This window comes from Bifidobacterium imperatoris, from assembly GCF_002860405.1.
GTDB classification, from domain to species: domain Bacteria; phylum Actinomycetota; class Actinomycetes; order Actinomycetales; family Bifidobacteriaceae; genus Bifidobacterium; species Bifidobacterium imperatoris.
In genome coordinates this window covers 1-22,736 of sequence record NZ_NMWV01000016.1, presented here as the reverse complement: position 1 = coordinate 22,736, position 22,736 = coordinate 1, and the positions used below count along the sequence as shown (strand labels likewise).

The 22,736-nt window shown below is 53.9% G+C and carries 17 protein-coding genes and 1 pseudogene; 4 read left to right on the top strand and 14 right to left on the bottom strand.

What is annotated here, in order from left to right:
- Positions 1-119: 119 nt before the first annotated feature.
- From Tam1G_RS06255 to Tam1G_RS06245, 3 genes are all read right to left on the bottom strand, one after another.
- On the bottom strand, positions 120-3,551 hold the full coding sequence (locus Tam1G_RS06255; protein ID WP_101625849.1) for a DEAD/DEAH box helicase family protein: 3,432 nt from the start codon (positions 3,549-3,551) through the stop codon (positions 120-122).
- Between the two features lie 113 nt (positions 3,552-3,664).
- On the bottom strand, positions 3,665-4,765 hold the full coding sequence (locus Tam1G_RS06250; protein WP_101625848.1) for a restriction endonuclease subunit S: 1,101 nt from the start codon (positions 4,763-4,765) through the stop codon (positions 3,665-3,667).
- Positions 4,765-6,249 carry a class I SAM-dependent DNA methyltransferase gene (locus Tam1G_RS06245; protein ID WP_101625847.1) on the bottom strand — a complete coding sequence of 495 codons (1,485 nt, stop codon included), beginning with the start codon at positions 6,247-6,249 and terminating at the stop codon, positions 4,765-4,767. Before Tam1G_RS06245 ends, Tam1G_RS06250 begins: the two co-directional genes overlap by 1 nt.
- Positions 6,250-6,430: 181 nt before the next feature.
- Between Tam1G_RS06245 and Tam1G_RS06240 the strand changes: the two genes are divergently transcribed.
- A complete protein-coding gene (locus Tam1G_RS06240; protein ID WP_101625846.1) occupies positions 6,431-7,051 on the top strand; it encodes an alpha/beta hydrolase in 621 nt (206 codons plus the stop codon).
- A 386-nt stretch (positions 7,052-7,437) separates the two neighbouring features.
- On the opposite strand, the gene tenA is transcribed toward Tam1G_RS06240, so the two are convergent.
- Positions 7,438-8,175 carry a thiaminase II gene (tenA, locus tag Tam1G_RS06235; RefSeq protein WP_165781926.1) on the bottom strand — a complete coding sequence of 246 codons (738 nt, stop codon included), beginning with the start codon at positions 8,173-8,175 and terminating at the stop codon, positions 7,438-7,440.
- Positions 8,176-8,498: 323 nt separating this feature from the next.
- On the opposite strand from tenA, the gene Tam1G_RS06230 reads away from it, so the two are divergent.
- Entirely contained in the window at positions 8,499-9,347 is an 849-nt protein-coding gene (locus Tam1G_RS06230; protein WP_101625950.1) for an aldo/keto reductase, read from the top strand.
- 166 nt (positions 9,348-9,513) lie between these two features.
- Positions 9,514-10,365 carry an SDR family NAD(P)-dependent oxidoreductase gene (locus Tam1G_RS06225; RefSeq protein WP_242689620.1) on the top strand — a complete coding sequence of 284 codons (852 nt, stop codon included), beginning with the start codon at positions 9,514-9,516 and terminating at the stop codon, positions 10,363-10,365.
- Between the two features lie 7 nt (positions 10,366-10,372).
- Here the strand turns inward: Tam1G_RS06225 and Tam1G_RS06220 are convergent, their stop codons facing one another.
- The 6 genes from Tam1G_RS06220 to glgA form a co-directional block, all read right to left on the bottom strand.
- Positions 10,373-10,576, bottom strand: a complete 204-nt coding sequence (locus Tam1G_RS06220; RefSeq protein WP_101625843.1) for a hypothetical protein — start codon at positions 10,574-10,576, stop codon at positions 10,373-10,375.
- Between the two features lie 39 nt (positions 10,577-10,615).
- Positions 10,616-11,449 (bottom strand): nitrilase-related carbon-nitrogen hydrolase, encoded by an 834-nt coding sequence (locus tag Tam1G_RS06215; RefSeq protein WP_101625842.1) that lies wholly within the window; start codon positions 11,447-11,449, stop codon positions 10,616-10,618.
- 2 nt (positions 11,450-11,451) lie between these two features.
- Positions 11,452-12,294 (bottom strand): HAD family hydrolase, encoded by an 843-nt coding sequence (locus Tam1G_RS06210; protein WP_101625841.1) that lies wholly within the window; start codon positions 12,292-12,294, stop codon positions 11,452-11,454.
- A 79-nt stretch (positions 12,295-12,373) separates the two neighbouring features.
- The gene (locus Tam1G_RS06205; protein ID WP_101625840.1) at positions 12,374-13,801 is read right to left on the bottom strand and encodes an ATP-binding protein; all 1,428 of its coding nucleotides are present in this window, start codon (positions 13,799-13,801) and stop codon (positions 12,374-12,376) included.
- A gap of 102 nt (positions 13,802-13,903) precedes the next feature.
- On the bottom strand, positions 13,904-14,752 hold the full coding sequence (locus tag Tam1G_RS06200; RefSeq protein ID WP_101625839.1) for an ABC transporter ATP-binding protein: 849 nt from the start codon (positions 14,750-14,752) through the stop codon (positions 13,904-13,906).
- A 15-nt stretch (positions 14,753-14,767) separates the two neighbouring features.
- The gene (gene glgA / locus Tam1G_RS06195) at positions 14,768-16,018 is read right to left on the bottom strand and encodes a glycogen synthase (RefSeq protein ID WP_101625838.1); all 1,251 of its coding nucleotides are present in this window, start codon (positions 16,016-16,018) and stop codon (positions 14,768-14,770) included.
- Between the two features lie 239 nt (positions 16,019-16,257).
- On the opposite strand from glgA, the gene Tam1G_RS06185 reads away from it, so the two are divergent.
- Positions 16,258-17,721, top strand: coding sequence for a proline-rich domain-containing protein (locus tag Tam1G_RS06185; protein WP_133124983.1), 1,464 nt, complete (start codon positions 16,258-16,260; stop codon positions 17,719-17,721).
- A gap of 203 nt (positions 17,722-17,924) precedes the next feature.
- On the opposite strand, the gene Tam1G_RS06180 is transcribed toward Tam1G_RS06185, so the two are convergent.
- The 4 genes and pseudogenes from Tam1G_RS06180 to Tam1G_RS06165 all read right to left on the bottom strand — a co-directional run.
- Complete coding sequence (locus Tam1G_RS06180; protein ID WP_101625835.1) at positions 17,925-18,389, bottom strand: hypothetical protein; 465 nt, start codon at positions 18,387-18,389, stop codon at positions 17,925-17,927.
- A 40-nt stretch (positions 18,390-18,429) separates the two neighbouring features.
- Positions 18,430-20,313: a DUF5696 domain-containing protein gene (locus Tam1G_RS06175; RefSeq protein WP_101625834.1), complete on the bottom strand. Its 1,884-nt coding sequence runs from the start codon at positions 20,311-20,313 to the stop codon at positions 18,430-18,432.
- 207 nt (positions 20,314-20,520) lie between these two features.
- Entirely contained in the window at positions 20,521-22,161 is a 1,641-nt protein-coding gene (locus tag Tam1G_RS06170) for a peptide ABC transporter substrate-binding protein (RefSeq protein ID WP_101625833.1), read from the bottom strand.
- 249 nt (positions 22,162-22,410) lie between these two features.
- Positions 22,411-22,736 (bottom strand): annotated as a pseudogene (locus Tam1G_RS06165) (integrase catalytic domain-containing protein); the annotation flags it as partial.

The following is a 22,736-nucleotide window of genomic DNA, read 5'->3' as shown; positions in this document are numbered from 1 at the left end:
TCGAAACTCTATATGTATTCCTCCTCATGTGTCGAGTATAGTCGTCACAACCAATTCGCGAACTTATCGCGAACTTATCGCGAACCTCACAGCCATAATCGCGAATTGAATTACACCCGTCAAGCCCGAGCAGCGCCGACTACGGCATTATCCCGCAATCGCTTGATGCACACCACCAATGCCATAGCCAACGGAGAATCGAACAGCCGCATCATCGGCCGCGGACGGTCAAACGGAGGCTTGGCCAAATCCTGCGGTTCGAGATATCCGTTCTCCTCCACGTAGCTAATGACCTGATGTACGAACGCAATCTGCGCCTGATTGAGCGTATGCGAACTGATGAATTCGGCGAACGCCTCCATTGCCGCTTGATGATCAAGCTTGGCGATTCGCCGCACCTGTAAACCAAGAGGTACGTCACCATACGACTGCTGGTATTCCTCTCGGGTGCCAAGCTCCTGCATGAAGATGCGTTCGAGCTCGCTGTAATCCTCCTCGTTCAACGGCTCGTTATGATGCAGTTTGCGAATCACGCCGTCTTCGAGATGCTCGTTGATATAACGGTTGGTCTTGAGTTTGTAATCCTCATAATGCTCGGTGATATCGAATGATTGTCCTTCTACGCGGGATACTACGGGATCGGTAAGGTCGGTGATGATTAGACGGTGCTGGTTTTCATCAACTAGGAACCTCACCAAATCACGCAGCTTGAGCCGAATCCGCTCCAGTTCCGTTACCGAAGCCGTGCTGAGGTATGCGTCATCATGGGTGATTCGTTGAATCAGTTCACGCTGTTCGTTGACCTGCGGAATGGTCATCCGTACGCTCAGTTGTGCGGCGATCTTACGAATTTTGGTCGTGAACGCAGCAGTCGGCTGATTGGTTGCTGCAGCCACCATGAATCCATACATCAGCGCATCGAATCGCAACGCATACGAGTCGGATTCGTCATAATGCGCCAGCGGAGCCAGTTCGTGAGTCAATTCACGCACGTTCAATTCGGAGAGATATTCGAACGATTTGCGCGCACGGTATCGCTCCACGAATTCTCGCTTCAAACGGACCGCGACTTTCGTGGTATCCCAAGAGGTGATCTGACCGCAAACATCGTCAATCAATGCTTCACGCCATTGTGTAACAGCACTATCGCCGTTGAATTCCGCTGCCTGGAACGCCTGTATCAGCTCCGCCTTGCGCGCGAAGATGCGTTCACTGACCGAGCCGGTGAGCTTGTCGGCAATCACGTTCGCGTTCTCTCGGAAGAACTGGAAGTTACCGCAGTAGTCGAAAATATAGAACCGCCTTTTGCCCACGTATTCGCCATCGATACCGTCCACGCAGTCTAGGTTGGCACTCAGGCGGGTACCGCGGCCAATCATCTGCCAGAACTTGATTTTGGAGCGTACCTTTTTGAAAAATACGAGATTGACGACTTCCGGCACATCCACACCAGTGTCCATCATGTCTACGGACACGGTAATCACCGGCAATGGCTTGCGTTTGAATTCGGCGATGATGCTGCACGAGTAGTCTTCGCTATGCAACACGGCTTTGATGAATCCGCCCGCTGATTCTTTTGGATACAACTGTCCGTATCGCTCGACGATGTATCGCGCATGGGCTTGGTTCTGCGCGAAGATAATGGTTTTGCCAAGACGCTCTCCACCATTGGTTTTAATGCCGTTGTTGTGCAGGTCCTGGAGTACGGCATCTATGGTGGCAGGATTCATCACATAGTTGTTGAGTGCGGCCGCATCGATATGGTCGGGAATGTTTGATTTGCCATCGATTTGCGGATCATCATCGGTATCGTCACCGAAGTCTTCCTCATATCGCTCTTTATCGGCATCAGACAGCTCATCATAGGTAATGCCTTCATCGATGAACTTGGTTTTGGCTTCGATGGTGTTGAACGGAACCAGAACCTTATCATGCAACGCGGTCTCATACTCGTATACAAAAGTAGGCACACCGTGCTGCACTTGGAAGAAGTCGTAGGTATTGCGATCCACTTCGTTGCGCGGGGTTGCGGTGAGTCCAACCATGATGGCGTCGAAATGATCGAAGATAACCCTATATTTCTTGAAGATCGAGCGGTGCGCTTCGTCAACGATGATGAGGTCGAAATGCCCGGACGAGAACGCCGGCTTCCCATCCGCCGCTATCTCCACGTCGATTGCGTTGATCATGGTCTGGTAGGTGGAGAACACCACACGCGCATCCGCGTCATGCTTGTTTTCGGTGAGATTGCACAGCGACCATTGCGGATAGTATTCGCCGTATGCGCTTTTCGCTTGGCTTACCAATTCGACTCGGTCGGCGAGGAACAGCACGTTCTTAACGAGCCCGGCCCGCATCAACACGTCAGTCAATGCTGCGGAGACACGGGTTTTGCCGGTTCCGGTGGCCATGACGAGCAGACTGCGGCGCTGGCCTTGGTTGAGGTTGTCGCACACGGCTTGAATGGCTTCCAGCTGATAATAGCGATTATTGCCACCGGCGACTTGACGGTTGACGGGAACCGTGGAGGGATTGAGCGCACGACTACGCCTGTCAAGAATGCGCTGTAGATCATCCTGTGCGAAGACTTCGCCGACTTGACGGTATCCGCCGTTGTCGTCATCCACGAAGAAGGTTTGGTATCCATTCGAAAGGAAAATTAATGGCCGGTAGCCGAACTCGCGTTCCAGGCAATCCGCATAGAGTCGTGATTGCTGCAGACCTTTCTTCGGGCTGAACGATGTGCGCTTGGCTTCGATGATGGCCAGCGGCTTGCCATCACGACCTTTCAGCAGATAGTCCACGAATCCTTGCTTGCCGGCGTTGCCTTCCATGCCGGTAACGGGATATTCGACTGCCACGTCCTGCTGCATATTCCAGCCGACCAGTTGCAAATCGAGATCGATGAACCGTTTGCGAGTCTCGTATTCGCTGAGCTCTTTCTCATCCATTTGCGGCATAGCGGGCTGCTCGGCCTTACGTGCGGCGAGCTGATCACTAAGCTCACGAATGCGTTGCTCCAAAGCGGCGATATGCGCGGTTTTCTGATTAAGCTCGTCTTCGTATTCCTTACGCGCGGCTTCCTCACGCGCTTTGATTTCTTTGGCATCAAGAGTGCGTTTGATGGCTGGTACCAGCTTGGAGTCGAAGACTCGCTTCTCGTAGCGCCGACCGTAGCTGTAGTCAATCCACTGGATAAAACTGAAGAGTATTTTCAGCGAGAACATCGCATCTTCGAGCTTCAGATGCGCGTTGCGATGCGCCGCCATATTGCCGGCCTTGATGATGTACTGCAGCGCTTCCCAAAGGCGATTATCCATGAGCGCGTTGCGGAACGTCGGCTCATGAACCAACGATTGCAGGTTGTCTTTGTATGGCTCCTTGACGGTTTCGTCTGCCGCATACACCCATTTGACGGCCAACTCGAATGCACGTCGAGCCGCCAGCGCACTGATGGTTGGAGAAATGGCCAACGCGTTTTCCGCTTCGATGCACGCTCCAGCGAACATCTCATAATTGTCTTGCCCAGCCAAGAACGAGAAGTTAGCCATCGCTTCCTCCCTCACGCGCAGCCTCGCGAACAAACCGTTACTCACGCCATCGTACAACGCTCAAAACTGTGAACTTGGCGATGTGCACCAACAGTTATTTGCAAGTTTCTCTCTTAAAGAACAAAGTAGCGTTGGGTGAGGCTGGCGTAGAGGGTGTTGAGACGGTCGAGCTGCTGCTGCGTAGTGGACTTCAAGGATTCCACCGACGTGACAAACTCAGCGAACTCGTTCTGCAATGTAAGAGATGGCACAGGCACTTTTAACGCTTTAAGACGTACACCCGGCAGATGAGCAATCGTCACTGCATGAGTATGCTCGACGAGCAATCCAGCATCAGCCATCATTTTAAAAACCCAAACTAAATAATCAGGAATGACTATTTGCGAATCACAACGGATACGATGCAACGCTTTTTGGAAATAGCATTCTGCAACCTGACCACGCCAAATTGCGCAACGGCCAACTTCACCACCCTCACACATAAGAATGTCACCAGCACGAAGTTCGAACTCTCTCTGATCTTCTGGAGCAAAGTCCATCTCGGCAAGACTTGATAAATCAAACTTGAACCATTGAACGTTATGATTCCCTAGATATTTTCGATTCCAATTACCTGTTTGCTTTTTCCGATCAAGCATTTTCCCAAGACGAGTTGATGCAATCTCATCTATGCGGTGCCACGGTACAGTTTTATCAATATCTCTTACATCACCAAACATCTCGACGAAGCGGGATTGGATGAGTTCATCTGCTTTGGCAAGCATCTGCTTGGAGATAGCAATTTGTGCTTGAATACCGTCAAGCAGACGAACGATATTGTTCTGCTCATTCACATGCGGTAACGGAATCTCTACTTTTTCAAGATTCTTCTTCGTCAAACTGGGAATCGTCACCGTGGAGTTCAAACATTCAAAATCAAAGAATCGGCAGAAGTGATACAAGTAGCGAGGCAATAGCTGACTTTGATCACATACCAAGCCGAACGCCGTATCCACATTCCAGAATGGTTCGGTCACATAAATCGGAGTGTTGATATTACCTTTTCGACCGATAATGACAGTATCCGGTCCACAAAGATAGTCGTCAGCACGACCCATGATTCCGCCGCTACCATAAATCGGATACCGTCCATTCGGATTCTCGACTGCCTTCTGATTTTTGCCGTTAACTACAGTGATGACCTCGCCAAGTCGCACAGTCGAACGCTCCTCCATCACTCACCGTCCTTAGCGAGCATGGCGTCGAGCTCGTTGAGACCGTTCACGAACTTCGCGTTCAACTCACGTAATTCGGCCATGAGCTGGCTGGTTGGCGGATACTCCTTTTTCTCGTATTCGACCTTCACATACTTGTTGAAGCTGAAGTCGTAATCCTGTGCGGCAATATCCTCACGGGTCACGAAGAAGCTCTGCTCGGTGCGCTCGCGAGCGCTCTCCCCATCCAAATTCTTCCAACGGGCGAGAATGTCTGGAATGTCGTTGTGAGTCGGGTCTTCGTCACGCTTATCGTCCAGAGTGAAGCCGTCATGCTCCATGTTGTAGAGCCAGACCCTATCAGTGCTGTTCGGCGCATCCGTCTTGGTGAAAACTAGTACTGCAGTGCTCACGCCCGAATACGGTTTGAACACACCGGACGGCATGTAGATGATTGCTTCCAGACGCTGATGCTCCACAAGTTCGCGGCGAAGCTCGCGATACGCTTTGGAATTGGAGCGGAACAGTACACCATTCGGCACAATGCACGCGCAGCGGCCACCGAGCTTCAGCATGCGTAGGAATAACGCTACGAACAAAAGTTCAGTCTGCTTGGTTTGCACAATAGCTTTCAAAGAATCATCGATGTCTTCCACGTCCAGCGAACCGGTGAATGGCGGATTAGCTAGAATGCAGTCGAAGCGTCCACGAATCGTATTCAATCGGGAAAGACTGTCTTGATTGCGGATGTCCGGGTTCTCCACGCCATGCAGCAGCATGTTCATGGCGGAGATACGCACCATCGTCTGATCGGTATCGAAGCCGGTGAACTGTTCACCTTCAAACAGGTTCCAGTCTTCGGCGCTCATTGTGTCACCGTAGGTTTTACGAATCCATTCGGCTGCGGAAATCAGGAAGCCTGCCGTGCCGCACGCCGGGTCGCCAATCATCTGGCCCGGTTTCGGGTCAAGCAGACCGACCATCATGTCTCGAATATGTTTAGGCGTACGGAACTGGCCGTTGGCGCCGGCCGTGTTGAGTTTGCTCAGCATGTATTCGTACAGGTCACCCAAATCGTCCTGATCTTTGACGAAGTTGGTCAACAGATCATCGATACCGGAAACCGCGCGTTCCAGCGTCTTCGGCTTATTGAAGCCGAACGAGGCATCTTCCATGCTTTCCGCGAACGCGTTGCCCGTATGCAGGGTTTTCAGGAATGGGAATACCCTCTGACCAACAGTGGAGAACATCTGTTCCGCCGGCTCGTTCTTGAAGTTATGCCAGCGCAGTTCTTGGCCTTCCGGCGTCTGCGGGAAGGAGAGTTTCTCCGCCGGAATACCGGTCAACTGAGCCATCTGTTCGGCTTCGAGTTCCTTATCGTCCAGCGACTTCATGAACATGAGATACGTGAGCTGGCTGATCACCTCCAGTGGATTGGTGATACCACCCTCCCACATGCGCTGCCAAATATCATCAACCTTGTTTTTGGTAGCTCCAGTAATCATGCGTTCTCTCCCGTGTTCATGAATTGCTCTCCCCTACTGTACAGGCTTCCGCTTTCGGCGTGGATTGAAAATGCATTTTAAATCCACTCAAAAAACCGCAAAAAGTAAAACACGTTTTACATCCTGAATGACATCAACAAGCAATTCCCGCCGTTACACTCGTTTTGTAGAGGTGATAGGCATGCGGCTACGGATGGTCAGTGATTTTGACACGGACGGCAAGGGACCGTTGTTCCTGATGTTCCACGGGTACGGCAATGACGAGAGCGAAATGGTGCGCATTATCGACGCGGTGTATGCGGGCACCGGTGAGAAACCTGATTATCTGTCATTCCGTGGCACCTATTCAAGGCCGTATATGGGTGGGCATTACTGGTATCCAGACGGTTGTGGCGTTGACGAGCGGCAACGCGAGTGCGCGGCGGTCGGCGAAGCGCTGACGCAATTGCTTGACGCACCGGCATTCAAGCATCGTCGCAAGGTTCTTATCGGATTCTCACAAGGCGGCTATCTCTCGTACCGGCTCGTCAAGGTACACCCATACCTATTCGATGCGGCGATACTGCTCAGCCCATCATTCCAAGGCGAGATAGGAGCGCAACTCCCGAATTCGCCTGCTCGGTTCTTCCTCGCATACGGTTCTTCAGACCGCACCATTCCACTGTCTGATCAGCACAATGCCCGTTTAGCGTTAGAAGACGCCGGCCATCTGACATATCGCGAATACCCAGGCATGGGACACGCCATCTGCGATAAGGAAATCGCGGACATTCGCGCCTTCCTAGGTCTTCAAGAGCTCTAAACACATTGTGCAAACCATAAACACTGCCTGAGGCAAGCTCATCGTGCAACCCAACCAATAATCAGCAGCCTCAAGACCGTGCTATCTCGTTTACGAGGGGCTGATTTACACCTCGCCGAAGGTCTATCTGCGTTACAAGGGGCTGCTCCTCAAGTAGAGCCGGAGTCAAAATGGCGGAATGACGTTAGTATAACGCCCTTTCTACTTGCGGTATAGTCTTAAAAGAACCCCTCGTAAAGCAGATAGATGTTCCAGAACAGGGAAATCAACCCCTTGTAAGCGAGATATACACGTCAAGACTGACGTAAGGTCGGTATTAGGCACCCATCAGACACTTGACACCGACCTCACCTCGTGTGGACGATACGTTTACGCTTCAAACGCGCCTAACGCACGTCCCATTCGGGTTTCCAGGAGTATTGCATGTCATAGGCGGAGGCCCAGAACATGTATTCGTTCTCAACGCCAGTCACAAAGATGTCCACGAGCTCCTGCTTGCGTTCCTCGCTCAAGCCCTCAACAAGTTCCTCGATGTGCGCAATCAGCCATGCGGAAGAGCCCCAGAACTCCTCGGTCTTGTACATGTCTACCCAGCTCTTGTACGGATTGCCGTCAAGAGAATCGGCGAATTCGGCGGCAAGACGCTGACCATAGTCGGCGTACACCCATGCACACGGCAGCACGGCCACCAACACATCCACCAGAGAGCCACCGTAGGCGATGGAAAGAATGTTCGACGTATAGGCGCGGGCGAATGCGGACTGGCGCACGTTGTTCATCTCTTCGGCGCTGATGCCGTAGCTGGCCATGTACTTGCGGTGCATGGCGGATTCCACGTTGAAAATCGCGTTCTGCACGTCGGCCATGAAGCGCATGACTTCAGGGTCTTGCGTCTTGGTGAGCGCGAGCGCATGCACTTTGGCGTAATCGTTCAGGTAACGGTAGTCCTGCAGTAGATAGAATGCGAACTTCTCACGGGCCAGCGTACCGTTGCCAAGTTCGCGCAGGAACGGCTGATTGTAGCCTTCCTCCCACACAAGGTCAGCGGCTTGGCGCAGTCGCTGGGCGAACGACGGCAGATGATCGAGCGTGATTGGGCCGAATTGGGCGGCATCGAATGCCATGATTGCTCCCTTCGATGGTGTTGACCAACAGGTTCCAAGGGTCAGGCACCCAGCCTTTCTCAACCCGGCATATGCGTTATTCGCTGCGCGCTTTCCAGGTCGCGCAAGTCTGCCGAGTTCCCCTGCAACGGCCTTATTATACGGGTTTGCCGCCATTTGCAACAGTCCGTCCACAGCCCGCGAAATACGATAATCCGCAAGTGCGCCTCACTATAGTGAGCATTGTGAGGTAGGCGATGTTGTCTATGCCGATTTCACGCAACGCAACAACGCCGCATGCAAGTGCAACAAACTTGCAAGCAAACAAAGGAGTGGATATGGCATTGATGGAACCGCCGGCGATTCCAGTTCGCAAGGCGCATGATGGCTTGGAGCTGCCGGCCATCGGATTCGGCACGTATAAGGTCAACGGTTTCGCGGGCGCTGAAGCCATCAAGTCCGCGCTTGAAGTCGGCTATCGTCTGATTGATTCCGCGTTCAACTATGAGAACGAGGGCATCGTGGGCAAGGCGATTCGTGAATCCGAAGTACCACGTGAAGACATCATCGTGGCGTCCAAGCTGCCGGGCCGTCATCATCAGTATGATCAGGCTCGCGTGACCATTGAGGAATCCGTGGCTCGCATGGGTTTGGATTACATAGACCTGTATCTGATTCACTGGCCGAACCCATCCCAAGGCCAGTTCGTGGAGGCTTGGCAGGCACTGGTTGATGCGCAGAAGCAGGGCATTGTGAAGCATATCGGTGTGAGCAACTTTCTGCCCGGCCATATTGATCTGCTCATCCGTGCTACCGGTGTGACTCCTGCGGTGAATCAGGTGGAACTGCATCCGTTCTTCCAGCAGAACGAGCAGCGTGCCTACGATGACGCGCATGGCATTATCACCGAGGCATGGAGCCCACTCGGCCGCGCCAACCAGATGCTCAAGGACCCGACCATCGTACGCATCGCCGAAAAGCATGGCGTCTCCCCTGTGGCTGCTATTCTGCGCTGGCATTTGCAGTTGGGAGACGTGGCGATTCCGAAGTCGATGCATGCCGAACGCCAGCGCGCGAACCTTGATCTGACCGGTTTCTCGCTAGATGAGCAAGATATGCAGGACATTGCCGCAATGGATAATCCGGAGGGCTACACCTTCGGTCAGAATCCACATTGGCATGAGGAAGACTGACCTCCTGCAGTGACTGTGGTGCACAGCCTCACATACTGTTCACTACATAAATGTTAACTTCCTGAACTTTTACGCGAGCCTATCGCAGATAACCCGATTATCTGTGATAGGCTCGCTGACGTTGATGGCAACAATGACGCCGCCACCGAATAGAACGGAGAACATTATGACCGACGCATCCGTCTTCGATCAGTACCCGCTTGATCAATGGAAAGAACCATCCCATCGCATCATGGACCGCTTCTCGCTTGCTGGCAAGAAAGGATTCGTGACCGGAGGCGCAGGCGGACTCGGCCGCAATGTGGCCGCCGCCTGGGCCGAAGCCGGTGCCGACGTGGCGATTGTCGATCTGCCGCGCACCAAGGACGCCCTCGAACCGCTCGCTCAGGAGCTCTCCGAGCGTTATGGCGTGAAGGTTGTGCCACTCTACTGTGATGTGTCCGATAAAACACAGGTCGACGCACTGAAAACCTCGCTGGTCGATACTCTCGGCACGGTGGATGTAGCGTTCATCAATGCCGGTGTGAATGTGCCCGGTGACGATGCAGACGAACCGTACGAGGTCTGGCAGAAAACCATCGATATCAATCTGACCGGCGCTTATTTGACCGCGCAGATCGCCCAGCACATCATGCGCGAGCACAATCACGGCGGCTCTCTGGTCTTCACATCGTCACTGTCTGCGCACAATGCGAACTTCATCGCCGGCGGGCCTTCCCCAGTGGCCGCTTACGGTGCTTCCAAAGCCGGTATCTATGAATACGCGCGCTATCTGGCGGCCGCATTGGCACCGTATGGCATTCGTTCGAACGCCGTCTCCCCCGGCTACGTGTGGTCTGGTATTTTCGAAGGCCGTATCGTTCCCGAAGCGCACGATATGATGACCGCTCCCGTGCCGATGCGCCGCTTCGGCACCAATGAGGAAATCGCCACCGCAGTGCTGTTCCTCGCCAGCGACGCCTCCTCCTACGTCACAGGTACGAATCTGCAGGTAGACGGCGGCTACTCCGTGTACTAAAAACCGATCAGCTCCCCTGCCGGCTGATACCGCCTTTGTGACCGGTGGCTTTGAACGGCTGTGCGTGCCTCATCGACGTGTTCGATGTGCCGCGCACAGCTGATTTGTTTGCATGCGCATTGCCGCCATTCATCTGATTGCCGCCGCTCTTCGCGCGTCCAGAAACACTTATGTTCTTGGCCTGCAACGCCTTCACCCATCGTTCATCCATGCACGCATCACCTTGTCGTTCCATTATTTAACAGACCATTTATCGTAATTGAGGATCCACGAAACGACGATTGCTCAGCACGGGTAGTATTTGCCGTGCTGATTCGAGAGCGTTGCGGTCAAGGTTGGCGGCAATCAGTTCCGCGGCATTGTCTCCGGATTCGGAGAGCACTTCGCCAAGTGGGCTAATGATACGGCTGCAACCGATGTTGCGACTGCTTATCTCACTGCAGGCCAGTACATAGCACGTGTTCTCCACCGCTCGCGCAGTAGTCATCAGTTTCCAGTGATATTCCTTGAGCGGGCCTCGCACCCATGCTGCCGCGACCACGATCGCGTCCGCTCCGCGCACGGCTAGGGAACGCGCGGTTTCAGGGAAGCGCACGTCATAGCAAGTCATGACACCAACACGCCAGCCGTCGATATCGATGATGGACGGCAATGTCTCGCCGGGCTTGACCACTGCGGATTCCTTGGCCGCGAACGCATCATACAAGTGCAGTTTTCGGTATGCTGCCATGATTTCGCCGTCTCGAATCGCCAGGAACACATTGGATACGCGAGCGTCTGCCGAGCCCTCGGCTGGAGCAACATGAACCGTGCCCATCAACGTGATGTTTCGTTTGGCGCTGATTGCTTTCAGTCCTGAAACGAACGGTCCATCGAGGGGCTGCGCATGCGCGGCTGCAAACGCATCATCATCGCCGTTGCGCGCGATCAGTCCTTCGGGCAGCACAAGCAATCGTGCACCTTGGGCGACTGCCTCGCCAGCGAATCCGTCAATGATCTCGAGATTGCGCTCTGGTCCCCGTGCCACAGTGAACTGCGCCACGGCTACCGGCAGCTCCGCAGTGCACCATTGCTTTTCGCGCATTGTCACACCAGCCCGAGGGCGCGGAAGGCGTTGGCAAGGCCGTTGTCGTGAATGTCGGTAGTCTGCAGATTACAGAACCGTTCAATGCCATGAATCGCGTTACCCATTGCAACCGAAGTGCCTGCAGCCTTGAGCATGGCAGTATCATTGTCCGAATCACCGATGGCAATCGTGTCGGCAATGGTGTAGCCGAGCGCATCGGCCACATCGCGTACAGCAGTGCCCTTATCGATGCCGTTGATCAGCAACTCACCATTATTCGGAGAGATTTTGTCATACGAACCGTGCACTAGCTCAAACCACGGGCTCAAATCCTGCTTGGTTTGCTCAAACGTCACATCCGGGTCCGGACCAGTGAAGTAGGAGCCTTTGCTCACCTTGATGGACTCCCCCAACGTGGAACCGAACGGCACTTCGACCTCATCTAAGAGATGCCAGAATTTCGCAAATTCGCCGCGATTGAATGCCTTACCTTTGGACTCCAAATGGCGGCGGTAGCCTTCGGAAATGTACATGCCGTCCGCACCCTGCCATTGATAGCTTTCAATGTGGTGCAGCTTGAAGTATTCCATTGCCGCATCCACCGCCTCAGCCGATACCAGATGCTGGAACAGGATGGTATCGCCGACGTTGGCTTGAGCACCGGCCACGGAGACCACGCCATCGAAGCCTAGGTCCAGAATGCTGCGCTCAATTTTCGGCATGGAACGACCGGTGCAGATGAACAGCTTATGCCCGTTGCGCTGCGCCTCATGGCAAGCCGCCTGCGCGGATTCAGGCACTATATGATTCTCATCCGCCAATGTGCCATCGATGTCAATAAAAACGAGTTTGCTTGTGGCCATACGTCTTTCCCCTCACCTCATATCCTAACCGATTGCATTCACACCGATGAATATAGCAGTCGATGATTCCTCTTCGCCGTCACATATCAGCGAAGTCGATAAGTGTCACATCATCGTCTAACTTCGCGCGCTCGATGACATGGTCATCAAATCCTGTTTTAGAGAACAGCATGAAGTGCCCATGCTCAGCATGCAAGAGGCTGGATCGGTAGCGTAAGGTTTCGAGCTGACGCAGGCTTGATGGAACACTTCTCCATTTGCATTCGCAAAACAACATTGACTTCGGTTCATCGCCTGTAGCCACAATGTCTATTTCTTCCTGACTGTGGGTCTTCGGGTCAGCGCCCCACCAGCGCCCAGCATCAAGCAGCAAGAACGGCAACTTGCCGGAGGCATTATTCGCCCATAACCATTGAATGCACATGTCTTCGAATACCATTCCCATGAAATCATTCATCGACTGCATGATCCGCTCGACGGCAATATCACCATTGCCGGATCGTATAAGCGGCATATTCGCGGGTACAAAGCGATACCAGAATCGGAAGAAAGAGTCCTCTATACGGTAAATCGTCTTGCGCGGTGAATCTTCTCCAAAAGGCGTTTCCTTATGCACAATCCCAAGATCAATGAGATTGCGCAAATATGTGGAGCAAGACGACGTTTCCATGTGGCATGATGATGCAATGGTATTCAACCGAGACGCACCGGATGCAATGGCTTGGATTATGGAGTTGTACTCGGCGGGAGATCGAAGTTCCTGCTTCAGCAGGTTGCCAGGTTCCTCAAATAAATAACAATCAGGATCAATGATGTTCCAGCGGACATTATTGCGAATGCTCATGGTGTCATCAATTTGACGAAGATACTGCGGTATGCCATCAGTCAATCCATAGGCGATTGCCGCATCTTCGGCCGTATATCGAGGCAGGAACTTTCGCACATCGGTATAACCAAATGGCTCCACCTTGATCTGCGCGGTTCGACGACCATAGAGCGGGCTCGTATAGCCAAGTACTTGGCGTTCCATGAACGACATCGATGAGCCGCACAGGATAATCATGAGCTTGCTATCGTCCTTATGCCTATCGATGGCATGCTGCAGCACAGAGCTAATGGATCGGTCGGCTTTTGCAAGATAAGGGTATTCATCGATGACAAGTACTAAACGTCTGCTTCGCGCAAGCTGGAAAATCGACTCCAACGCTGACTCGAAATCTTGATACACGGGTGCAGAAGCCACCGTATCGACGAAATCATCTGTCACAGTCCCAGCATTATCAACCATGCTGCGATACATGGCAATACTGTTGCTCAGCGTTTTCAGATTGCCATCCATATTGGATTCTATAGCCGGAAAGAAGATTGCCGGCCGTCCCTTCAAGAAGTGATTGATAAGCGTAGTTTTGCCTACCCGTCGCCTTCCATGCACAATCACACATTCGAATTGCGAAGAGTTCCAACGCCGTTCCAGAGTTGCGAGTTCTCTATCCCTGCCCACGAACATAAGAACCTACTTCCGATTTATAGAATCGTAACTTACTAAAATACAATTCTATATCGCAGAAGATGCTGAGCAACATAGTCCTGCTGCTCCATATCGCATGAATCACACTGCGTAGGCGGACCAGCGGCCGTGGCTGTGTTCGACTTCGATGGGCATGCCGAACAGGGCGGAGAGACGCTCGTCGGTCAGGCCTTCTTCGAGCGGACCGGAATAGATGATGGTGCCAGCTCCGGGGTTACCCATTGCGTCGATACCATCGCTCGTGGCATCCTCAGCCGAAATCGGCTTGCGGCCCATGATGGCGATATGGTCGAAGCCAGCAGGAATCTCCTCAAGACGGTGGGTCACGAGCACCACCGCACGGTTGGAGCTTTCCTCGCCGATGCGGCTCAACGTGCGCATCACCTGTTCGCGACCGCCTAAGTCAAGGCCTGTAGTCGGCTCGTCCATGATGAGCAATTCCGGGTCGCCCATCAGTGCGCGGGCAATGAGCACACGCGTGCGTTCGCCTTCGGACAAACGCCACATCTGCTTGCCTTCCAAGTAGCCCACGCGGAAGTCATGCAGCAGCTGACGTGCACGAGCATATTCAGCCTCGGTATAAGTATCCTGCCAGCGGCCGGTTACTGCGGAAAGACCAGTGACCACAGCATCCAGCGGGTCTTCGAAATCAGGGAACTGGCGGCCCAAGTCAGCGGAGGCGAGACCGATGCGCGTGCGCAGCTTGAATACATCGTATTTGCCGAGCTGATGGCCGAGAATAAACACGCGGCCTTCCGAAGGGAAAGTGCGGGTGGCGAGCATGCCCACCGCCGTTGATTTGCCGATGCCGTTCGGACCGAACAGCACCCACCGCTCCCCCGCCTTGACGGTCAGGTTCACGTCGGTGATGATAACACGGCGATTGCGGCGGAATTCAACGTTGTCGAGTTGGAGAACGGTGGTGGGCATGCTCGTATTTCCTTGTTACTTCTTCTGTTCGTCGAGGACGGACTGGTAGACCTTGACGGTTTCGTCGGCGATGGACTCCCAGCTGAACACGTCACGGGCGCGTTCGTAGCCAGCCTGGCCCATCTTCTTGCGGAGTTCCGGATCAGCCATGATCTTGTTGATGGCATCGGCCATGTCATGCACAAACTTATCCGGATCAGTCGGGGTACCAGTGCCATCGTGCAGCTGATCAATCGGCACCAGGAAACCGGTCTCGCCATCGACCACAACCTCAGGGATACCGCCGGTGGCGGAAGCCACCACAGGCAGACCACAGGCCATAGCCTCAAGATTCACAATGCCCAGCGGCTCGTAGATCGACGGGCAGATGAAGGCATCGCAGCCGTGTTCCAGAGCAGACAGCTCGTTCTTCGGCAGCATCTCCTCAATCCACACGATGTTGCCACGCTCCTTATCGAGCTCGGCGAACGAGGTCTTGACCTCTTCCATAATCTCCGGAGTATCCGGAGCGCCAGCGCACAGCACCACCTGAACATCCGAGTTCACGAAGTGCAGTGCCTTCAGCAGGTAAGGCAGACCCTTCTGGCGGGTGATACGGCCCACGAACAGCAGGGTCGGCTTGGAACGGTCGATGTTGTAACGTTCGAAGACCTTCCAACCCGGATCGTCATCGGCCGGAGTGGCGAATTCAGACATGGTGATGCCGTTGTACACCACAACCACCTTATCCGGGTCAAGATTCGGGTAAGCGGTAAGAATATCCTTACGCATACCACCGGAGACGGCGATCACGCGATCAGCGTGCTCGTAAGCATCCTTCTCAGCCCAAGAGCTCAGGTTGTAGCCACCACCGAGCTGTTCACGCTTCCACGGGCGGAACGGCTCCAGAGAGTGCGCGGTAATGACCAGCGGAGTGCCGTGCAGCATCTTGGCCAGATAACCGGCAAGGCATGCGTACCAAGTATGAGCGTGGATGATATCAGCATCGACATCATTGGCGATCTGCAAATCCACGCCGAACGTCTTCAAAGCACCATTAGCATCAGCCAGCTCGGACGGTGTATCGTAGCCTACAACCTTAAGGCTACCCTTGGCTTCGGCGGCATTCGGAATCGCTGGAACATCAGCCTCAGTGCGCTTGCCGTCAAAAGCACGCACAGTCACGTCGATACGTTCGGCCAAAACCTTGGACAGTTCTTCTGCGTGCACGCCAGCGCCACCATAGACATGCGGCGGGTATTCGCGGGTGAGAATGTCGACCTTCATTGGACTGCCTCTCCTTCTTTTCATCAGAACACTGGAAGCAAGTTCTACTTTAAGGCACAGGACCTGCAAAAACGCACAACATTCAACGTGCGTTTTGCATTTTGCCCGCACATTAACCCCCATCCAGACCTCACAAAATGCCTACCGATAGAGCAACCTGATGAATGAAAAACTAGACGAAAGACATACTCTCAGCCTAGACTGGAGATACTCGCACAGGTCTTAATCGAAGGGGTAACATGACCGGGCAACAACCACAAAACCCATATGGGCAGACAGGCCAGCCATCACCATCACATCAGCCCAATCCATATCCACCTAATCAGGCTAATCAATCTAGCCAACCCAGCCAATATGGCGGATCTCCATATCAGGGGAATCCGCCGCAGCAATCACACCCATACCCCCAGTACACCAATTCAACCAATCCTCGGCAGAATCCGTATCCTCAGCAGCAATACCCGTACGCTCAGCAATCCAATCCATATGCACAATCTGGCGCACGCCCGAACAATTCACCCGCCTCGCATGTACCGGCAAATCCGCGCCCTGCACCATCTCAGTACTATTACGCACAACCGGTAAGGAAAAAGCGCGGTCTGAGCGGCGGCGGTATTGCAGCCATTGTGATTTCAGTAGTTCTCATACCGATTCTGTTGTTCATTGCAGTTACCGCTGGATTTGCGGCTATGGCAAACAAGGCGTTTAATGACGCCGCTCAGCAGGCACAAAGTCAAGCGGAGCAACAGCAACAGACCGAGCCCAAAGTCACCTACATCACGATGAAGGATCGCCCTTCATATCAGGAAACATACCAGTACGTTAACGGTAAGTATGAGCAGTACAGCCAGGAAGCACTCACAGATTTACAGGGCTTTATGGATAAGTACCGCATTCCGATTACTGATGATGGTGGCAAATATGTGACCGACTTCATCGCCGTGCTAGGCAAGTATTCCAATAATTTGAAACTAATCGGAGACACTATTGGCGTCGACGCTGATGAGATGGACGACATCATCGCCTCCTATAAAACCGATACGGATACGGTAGAGGCTCATTTCAAGAAGGGCGAGCCGCTTGAAGTGCAAATCACACTCAAGGGCACCAATGGTGACACGTATACGGTTGATGGCCAGAATTCCGTGGAATTAAAGCCGTTGTGGGCGGACTTGGAGCCGAAGATTGCATCAGCAGCCAATAATATGGGCTCCAATTATGCCGAAAGCGCCCAAAAAATCGTGGAGCTTGCCGGATTGCAAGTCAATTGGGATTTCAATGCCGGCAAGCAATACTGCACCAAGTCTTCTTCCAATAATCCGGATATGCAGGCTCTCGAAGACAAAGAAACGTTTGCATATTATTGCCCGGTTACACCAAACGTTATTTACGCTAACGCGAATGCTAGCGGCTGGGACACGGATTACGCACCTGCCGCAGCAATTCGCCATGAACTTGCCCACCATGCCATTCATATGTATTGCGGCACTATTCAGCCACCAGTGGTGGTGCAGAATGGCGTGAATCGTTTTGAGGGCGTGACGAGTAGTTATGCCATCAAATATTTGGGAGCAGACGCGAAGTGGCTTAAGCAAAGCGCGCAGTATGCCGCGCAGAATCATCACGAACAGTATTTGATGGATGATTTCACAGATAAGGCCGCTGAAGCGATTCATCGAGGCGAATGCGAGGCGATCCAGTAGCAAACGCCCGATAAATCACCTGAAAAGGCAGTAATTGGAGGCAGTAATTGCGCGTGTTCACGAAACCGCCGCGCAGTCACTGCCTCTTTTCAATACAAAGCAGGCAGTAACTGCGCGTTCTATTCGTACGTGCGCGCAGTCACTGCCTGCTTACGACCTATTACAGCCTGTTGTTACAACCGGTTACGGCTATCAGCACCAAATCAGACGGCGGTACCGTTTTGATCGAGGTTCGGATTATCCTTCGAGTTGCCGGCGGTGAAGAACAGGCTCACCACGCCGACGATGAATACGCCGGAGACAGTGGCGATGAGCCACATCGGATGGCTCGGCAGCCACATCACCACAAAGAATGCGATGATGGCCAGGGCAATCAGCGTCCAGCTGCCCACGCGGAACCACTGGCGCACCGAATGCGGCGCCTTGAACATCTTTGGATTCGTATAGTTCGGATTGGTGGTGAGCAAAGTTTCGGTTTCCTCAATCTTGCCTCCACTCGGCTTCCATTCCTTGCCATCCGTGCCATCCTGCAAACGAATGGACTTCTGCTGCAGCTGGTATTCGTCAATCATTCCCGAGCGGCCGCGGCCCTGGGTTTGGTCGTACTGCGAAGGCACTCCCCTACGGTTGGCTTTGGCTTGGGCACGACGTTCTGCACGATTCGGCATGTAATCTACTCCTGTTTCGACGTTGACACTGATGGCTATATTACTCGCTTATGCGGTAGGTCTGCGTATGGAAATCGCAAGTAACCGACGTGCCATCCGCAAACACGGAACGTTGCACGAGTGGATCGCTGTCAACGAACTCGTGACGAACCAGTTCTTGCATGCCGATTCGTTCGTGGAAAGCCGCGACCTGATGGCAGCGTTCGATGTCGTTTTCCGTGCGGGCGCGCTGCTCATCATCCATGTCACCATCCACGCCGACATAGGCGGCGTCGCGAATCAGGTATGGAGCACCACCGTTGAGCAGGGCGTAAAGCATATAATCGTCGCCATCCACCACGCGCTCCATCATCCACGGTTCGATGACGCAGTCATGGTAGACGAGGTTATACAGCGGTACCGGCACACCTTGGCGCGGCTGAGCAGGCGAACGCATCTGGAAATCGTATGGTGCGTAATGGCAGAACACGAGGCTCGGCACAGCCCAATCCGATACTTCTTCAGAAGAAGACAGGATGCCATGTGAAAGCAGGTATTCAAAGCACTCAGCGCGGCGTTCATAGCATTCACGTCGGGTCATGCGGTGTTCCGGGTTGGAGCATTCGTCGCCCTCGTTGCAAGTGAATACGTCCAAGTATGCACAATCGAGTTTAACGCCGTGTGCTGCGATTTCAGCGAAGTTGCGGCGCACATAGTCAGGTGCGAGTTCGGCACACAGGTAGGTTTGGTGGCCACCTGCCCAACGCGCGTGCTCGGGCATGGTGCCGTCCGCCAAACGAATGGCATTGTTGGCATCAAAGGTTTGTGCGGTGAAGTAGTAGTCACGGTATTGATCATGCGTGCCGAAAATGTCGCCCTGCTCATGAACGGCATCCACCAGCGCCTTCATACCTTCCCAGCCGCCTGCTTCCTCGCACGCTGGCAGATAATCAGGGTGGGCATTGTCGTATCCCGGCTGTGCCCAACCATCCAAATGCATGTAGAGACGGCCGGCGCCCATGCTATGCAAGGTTTGCATTTGCTTGGTGCGCTGTGCAAAAGTGACCAGCGAATCGTTCTTTTCGGGATGTTCCGAATCATAGAAGGACGAGTCGGGCTGCACTTTGGTTTTGATGCCGACGTGCACCCAGGAACGACCAATCAAATCACGTACGGAAGGATTGCGTGCTGCTTTTTCGGCGAGCGTGCGTAAACGGCCACGTTCGTTCACGTAGGCACGGTAGGTTTTGCATACCGCGGTATGGTCAGCATTATCGAGGAAACGGTAACGGATTACACGGCGGTAGTTCATCGCGCCAAGGCTGGGTTCGAACCATGTGCCGATGTGTGTATACGGACCGTTTTCCGGATGGTCGATGCTGTAGCCTGCGTTCCACGGAGTTTCGCAGATGGCGATGTACGCGTGGGCATCAGCGCGAATCTGCGCGAACCACGGCATGTAACCACCGGCTGTTTCATAACGGCCATCGAAGGCGATGTCTTTAGTGGTTACTGCGGTCGGCCAGGTATTAGGAATGAGTACACCCTGCTCGTGCGTAATCAATGTCGCATCATGTTCGTCCGCACAATCAAAAACAAACGGAGCAGGCCACACCACGTTTGTAACGTTCAGCCCCTGTTCATTGAGTGGAATCCATTCGAACAGTACGTCGCCGGAGGAACGCTCCACCCAAACATAGGTTTCGAATGCGTATGCACTGTGGCCGACCCCTGTGTATATGCTGCGGATGCCAACGCCGGTTCCGGTTTCTCGCTGCTCATGTGTAATGGATACGGCATCGGTGAATGCGAATGTTCCTTGGCTTGCTGTCAGGCTTGGCACGGCATCAGTGCAAGTGCTCCATTCGGCCCCGCTGCGCGTGAAAACGAACTGCAGTGTTCGTTCATCGAATCGCACGGTGGTCCCGGATACGGTGAATTCCATGAGAGGTACTCCTCGTTTCTGTTGTATAGCTGCCTCAGTGTTGGCAATGGTTTGGATTGTACAGTTCGACTGCGGCATAACATCGATTTGCGGCAAGACGCCCGCCTGCCTCATCTGAGACAAACGGGCGTCTGATTATGCACCTACGCAGTCATCGCTCACGGTTAGCAGTCGCGAATGATGGCTGCGATCGCACGAATCGATTGTTTATTTCTTGGTTAGCTCGGTGAACACGGGGCCGCCACCATAATCGAATTCGACGCCGGAGACGGACTGGGTGCTCACTGCGGTGGCGTTCTGGTTCCACAGCGGAATGGCCGGAAGATCCTGCAGCAGAATCTCCTCACCCTGCTGGTAGTACTTGTCGGCTTCCTCAGTGGAGGACGCGGAAAGAGCCTTGTCCATCAGCGCATCGAACTCAGGGTTCTTGTAGTTGCCGGAGTTCGCGCCCTTGCCATCGGCGGAGCTGGAAGCGTACAGCTGCACCAGGTAGTTGTCTGCGGACGGATAATCCGGGCCCCAACCACTGCGGTATGCGGTGGTCATCTTGCCGGAGTCCACGTTGGAGAGGAACTCATCGGAAGTGGACATTGGAGCGCCCTCGGCATTGATGCCGAGCGTGTTCTTGACGTAGTTGCACACAGCCTCAACCCAGCCCTTGGCGTTGCCATCGGCGTTGTAGGCGATCTTAAAGTCGCCGCTCCACGGGGCGATGGCGTTGGCCTTGGCCCACAGTTCCTTGGCCTTCTTCGGGTTGTACTTCAGCACTTCATTGCCCTTGAGGTTCTTGGAGTATGCGCTGATTGGCGCTGCAATGAAGTCAACGGCCGGCGTGGACGTGTTGTTGAAAATCTTCTCGGCGATGGTCTTGCGGTCGATGGACATGGAAATGGCCTGACGACGCAGGTTGCCTTCCTCATTCTGGCCGAAGTGGTCAAGCCATTCCGGAATGGTGAAGGTGAGGGTGTTGCCACCGGGCTGGTTGTAGGCCTTGATTGACTTATCGGACTGGAAGGTCTTCAGCGCGGTGGATGGGATGGCGTGAGTGAAGTCCAGGTTGCCGCCGCGCAGATCAGCATAAGCGGAGTCCGGAGACGTGTAGATCATGAAGTCAAGGCCATCGTTCTTGGCCACGCGATTGCCCTTGTAGTCAGGGTTCTTGACCATCTTGATGCTGCGGTTATGGCTCCAAGAGACAAACTTGTATGGGCCGTTACCAACCGGGTTCTCACCAAACTTCTTCGGATCCTTGAACGCGGATTCCGGAAGCGGCATGTATGCGTGGCTGCCAGACTTGACTGGGAATGCGGAATCAGGCTGGCTGAGCTTCACATCGATGGTGTAATCGTCCACAACCTTCAGACCAGAAAGCGTGGCGCTCGGGTCAACATCAGACTTCTGCAAATCGTCATAACCCTGGATGGTGCTGAAGAAGCTGGCGCTACCCTGCTTGTTGGCGCTGTTGGCGGTGTAATTCCATGCATCCACGAAGGAATGAGCGGTGACCGGCGTGCCGTCGGTGAACTTCCAACCCTTCTTAATCTTGATGACGTAATGCGTGGCATTGTCGCTGGAGGTGATGCTCTCAGCCACCTCGTTGTGAATGCCACCCTTGGCATCGTACGTAACCAAGCCTGCAAACAGCTGATCGACGACCTTGCCGCCGCCAGCTTCGGTCACAGCGCCCGGAAACAGCGGGTGTGCAGGTTCGCTGCCGTAAACGGAAATAATATTGGAACCTGCCGTGCTGCTGGCATTGCTGGACGAACCAGTCGATCCGCAACCACTGAGCAGCATGACGATAGCCGCTCCGGCCGCAACCAATGAGGTGATGTGGCGTGTTTTCATAATTCTCTCCCACAGTGTTGTTGTCGCGTTGTAACGACGAAAGAACAACATAGGAGGATCATGTTAACTAACTATGCATAATCTCGAAATACAAACAATTAAGCTGCAGACACAAGAATCCCACACGAACTTCTCTAGACGACACACAAATAATGATTGTCCATTCGTATGATATGACATTCGAGGTGCCTCATTTGAAAATGAGCGCGTAATCCGGAGTGGTGCCTCACCTGTGGTGAGCGTGAAATCCTAGTCCGCGTCGGCTTGTGGGGTTTCGTCGTCTTCCGGTTCGACGCCCGCGATCCGGGCGAGCGTCTTGTTCAAGTATGCCATGTCCGGGCCCATGCGTCTGGCCAGCCGCGCGGTGCGCGGTGCCGCCAGTGCTTCGAGCCGGTCCTGGATGTCGTGGATGCGGCGGACGAGCTCGGCCGGGTTCACGGTCGCGAGCGTGTGTTCGATCTCCTCTCGCTTGTCGTCGGGTATGAAGCCGGGGCCGCCGGCGGCCCTGTCCGCCTCGTCGAACTCCTTGAGCCGCTCCCACGGGGTGCGTGGTGCGTCGTAGACGCGGCGGGGAC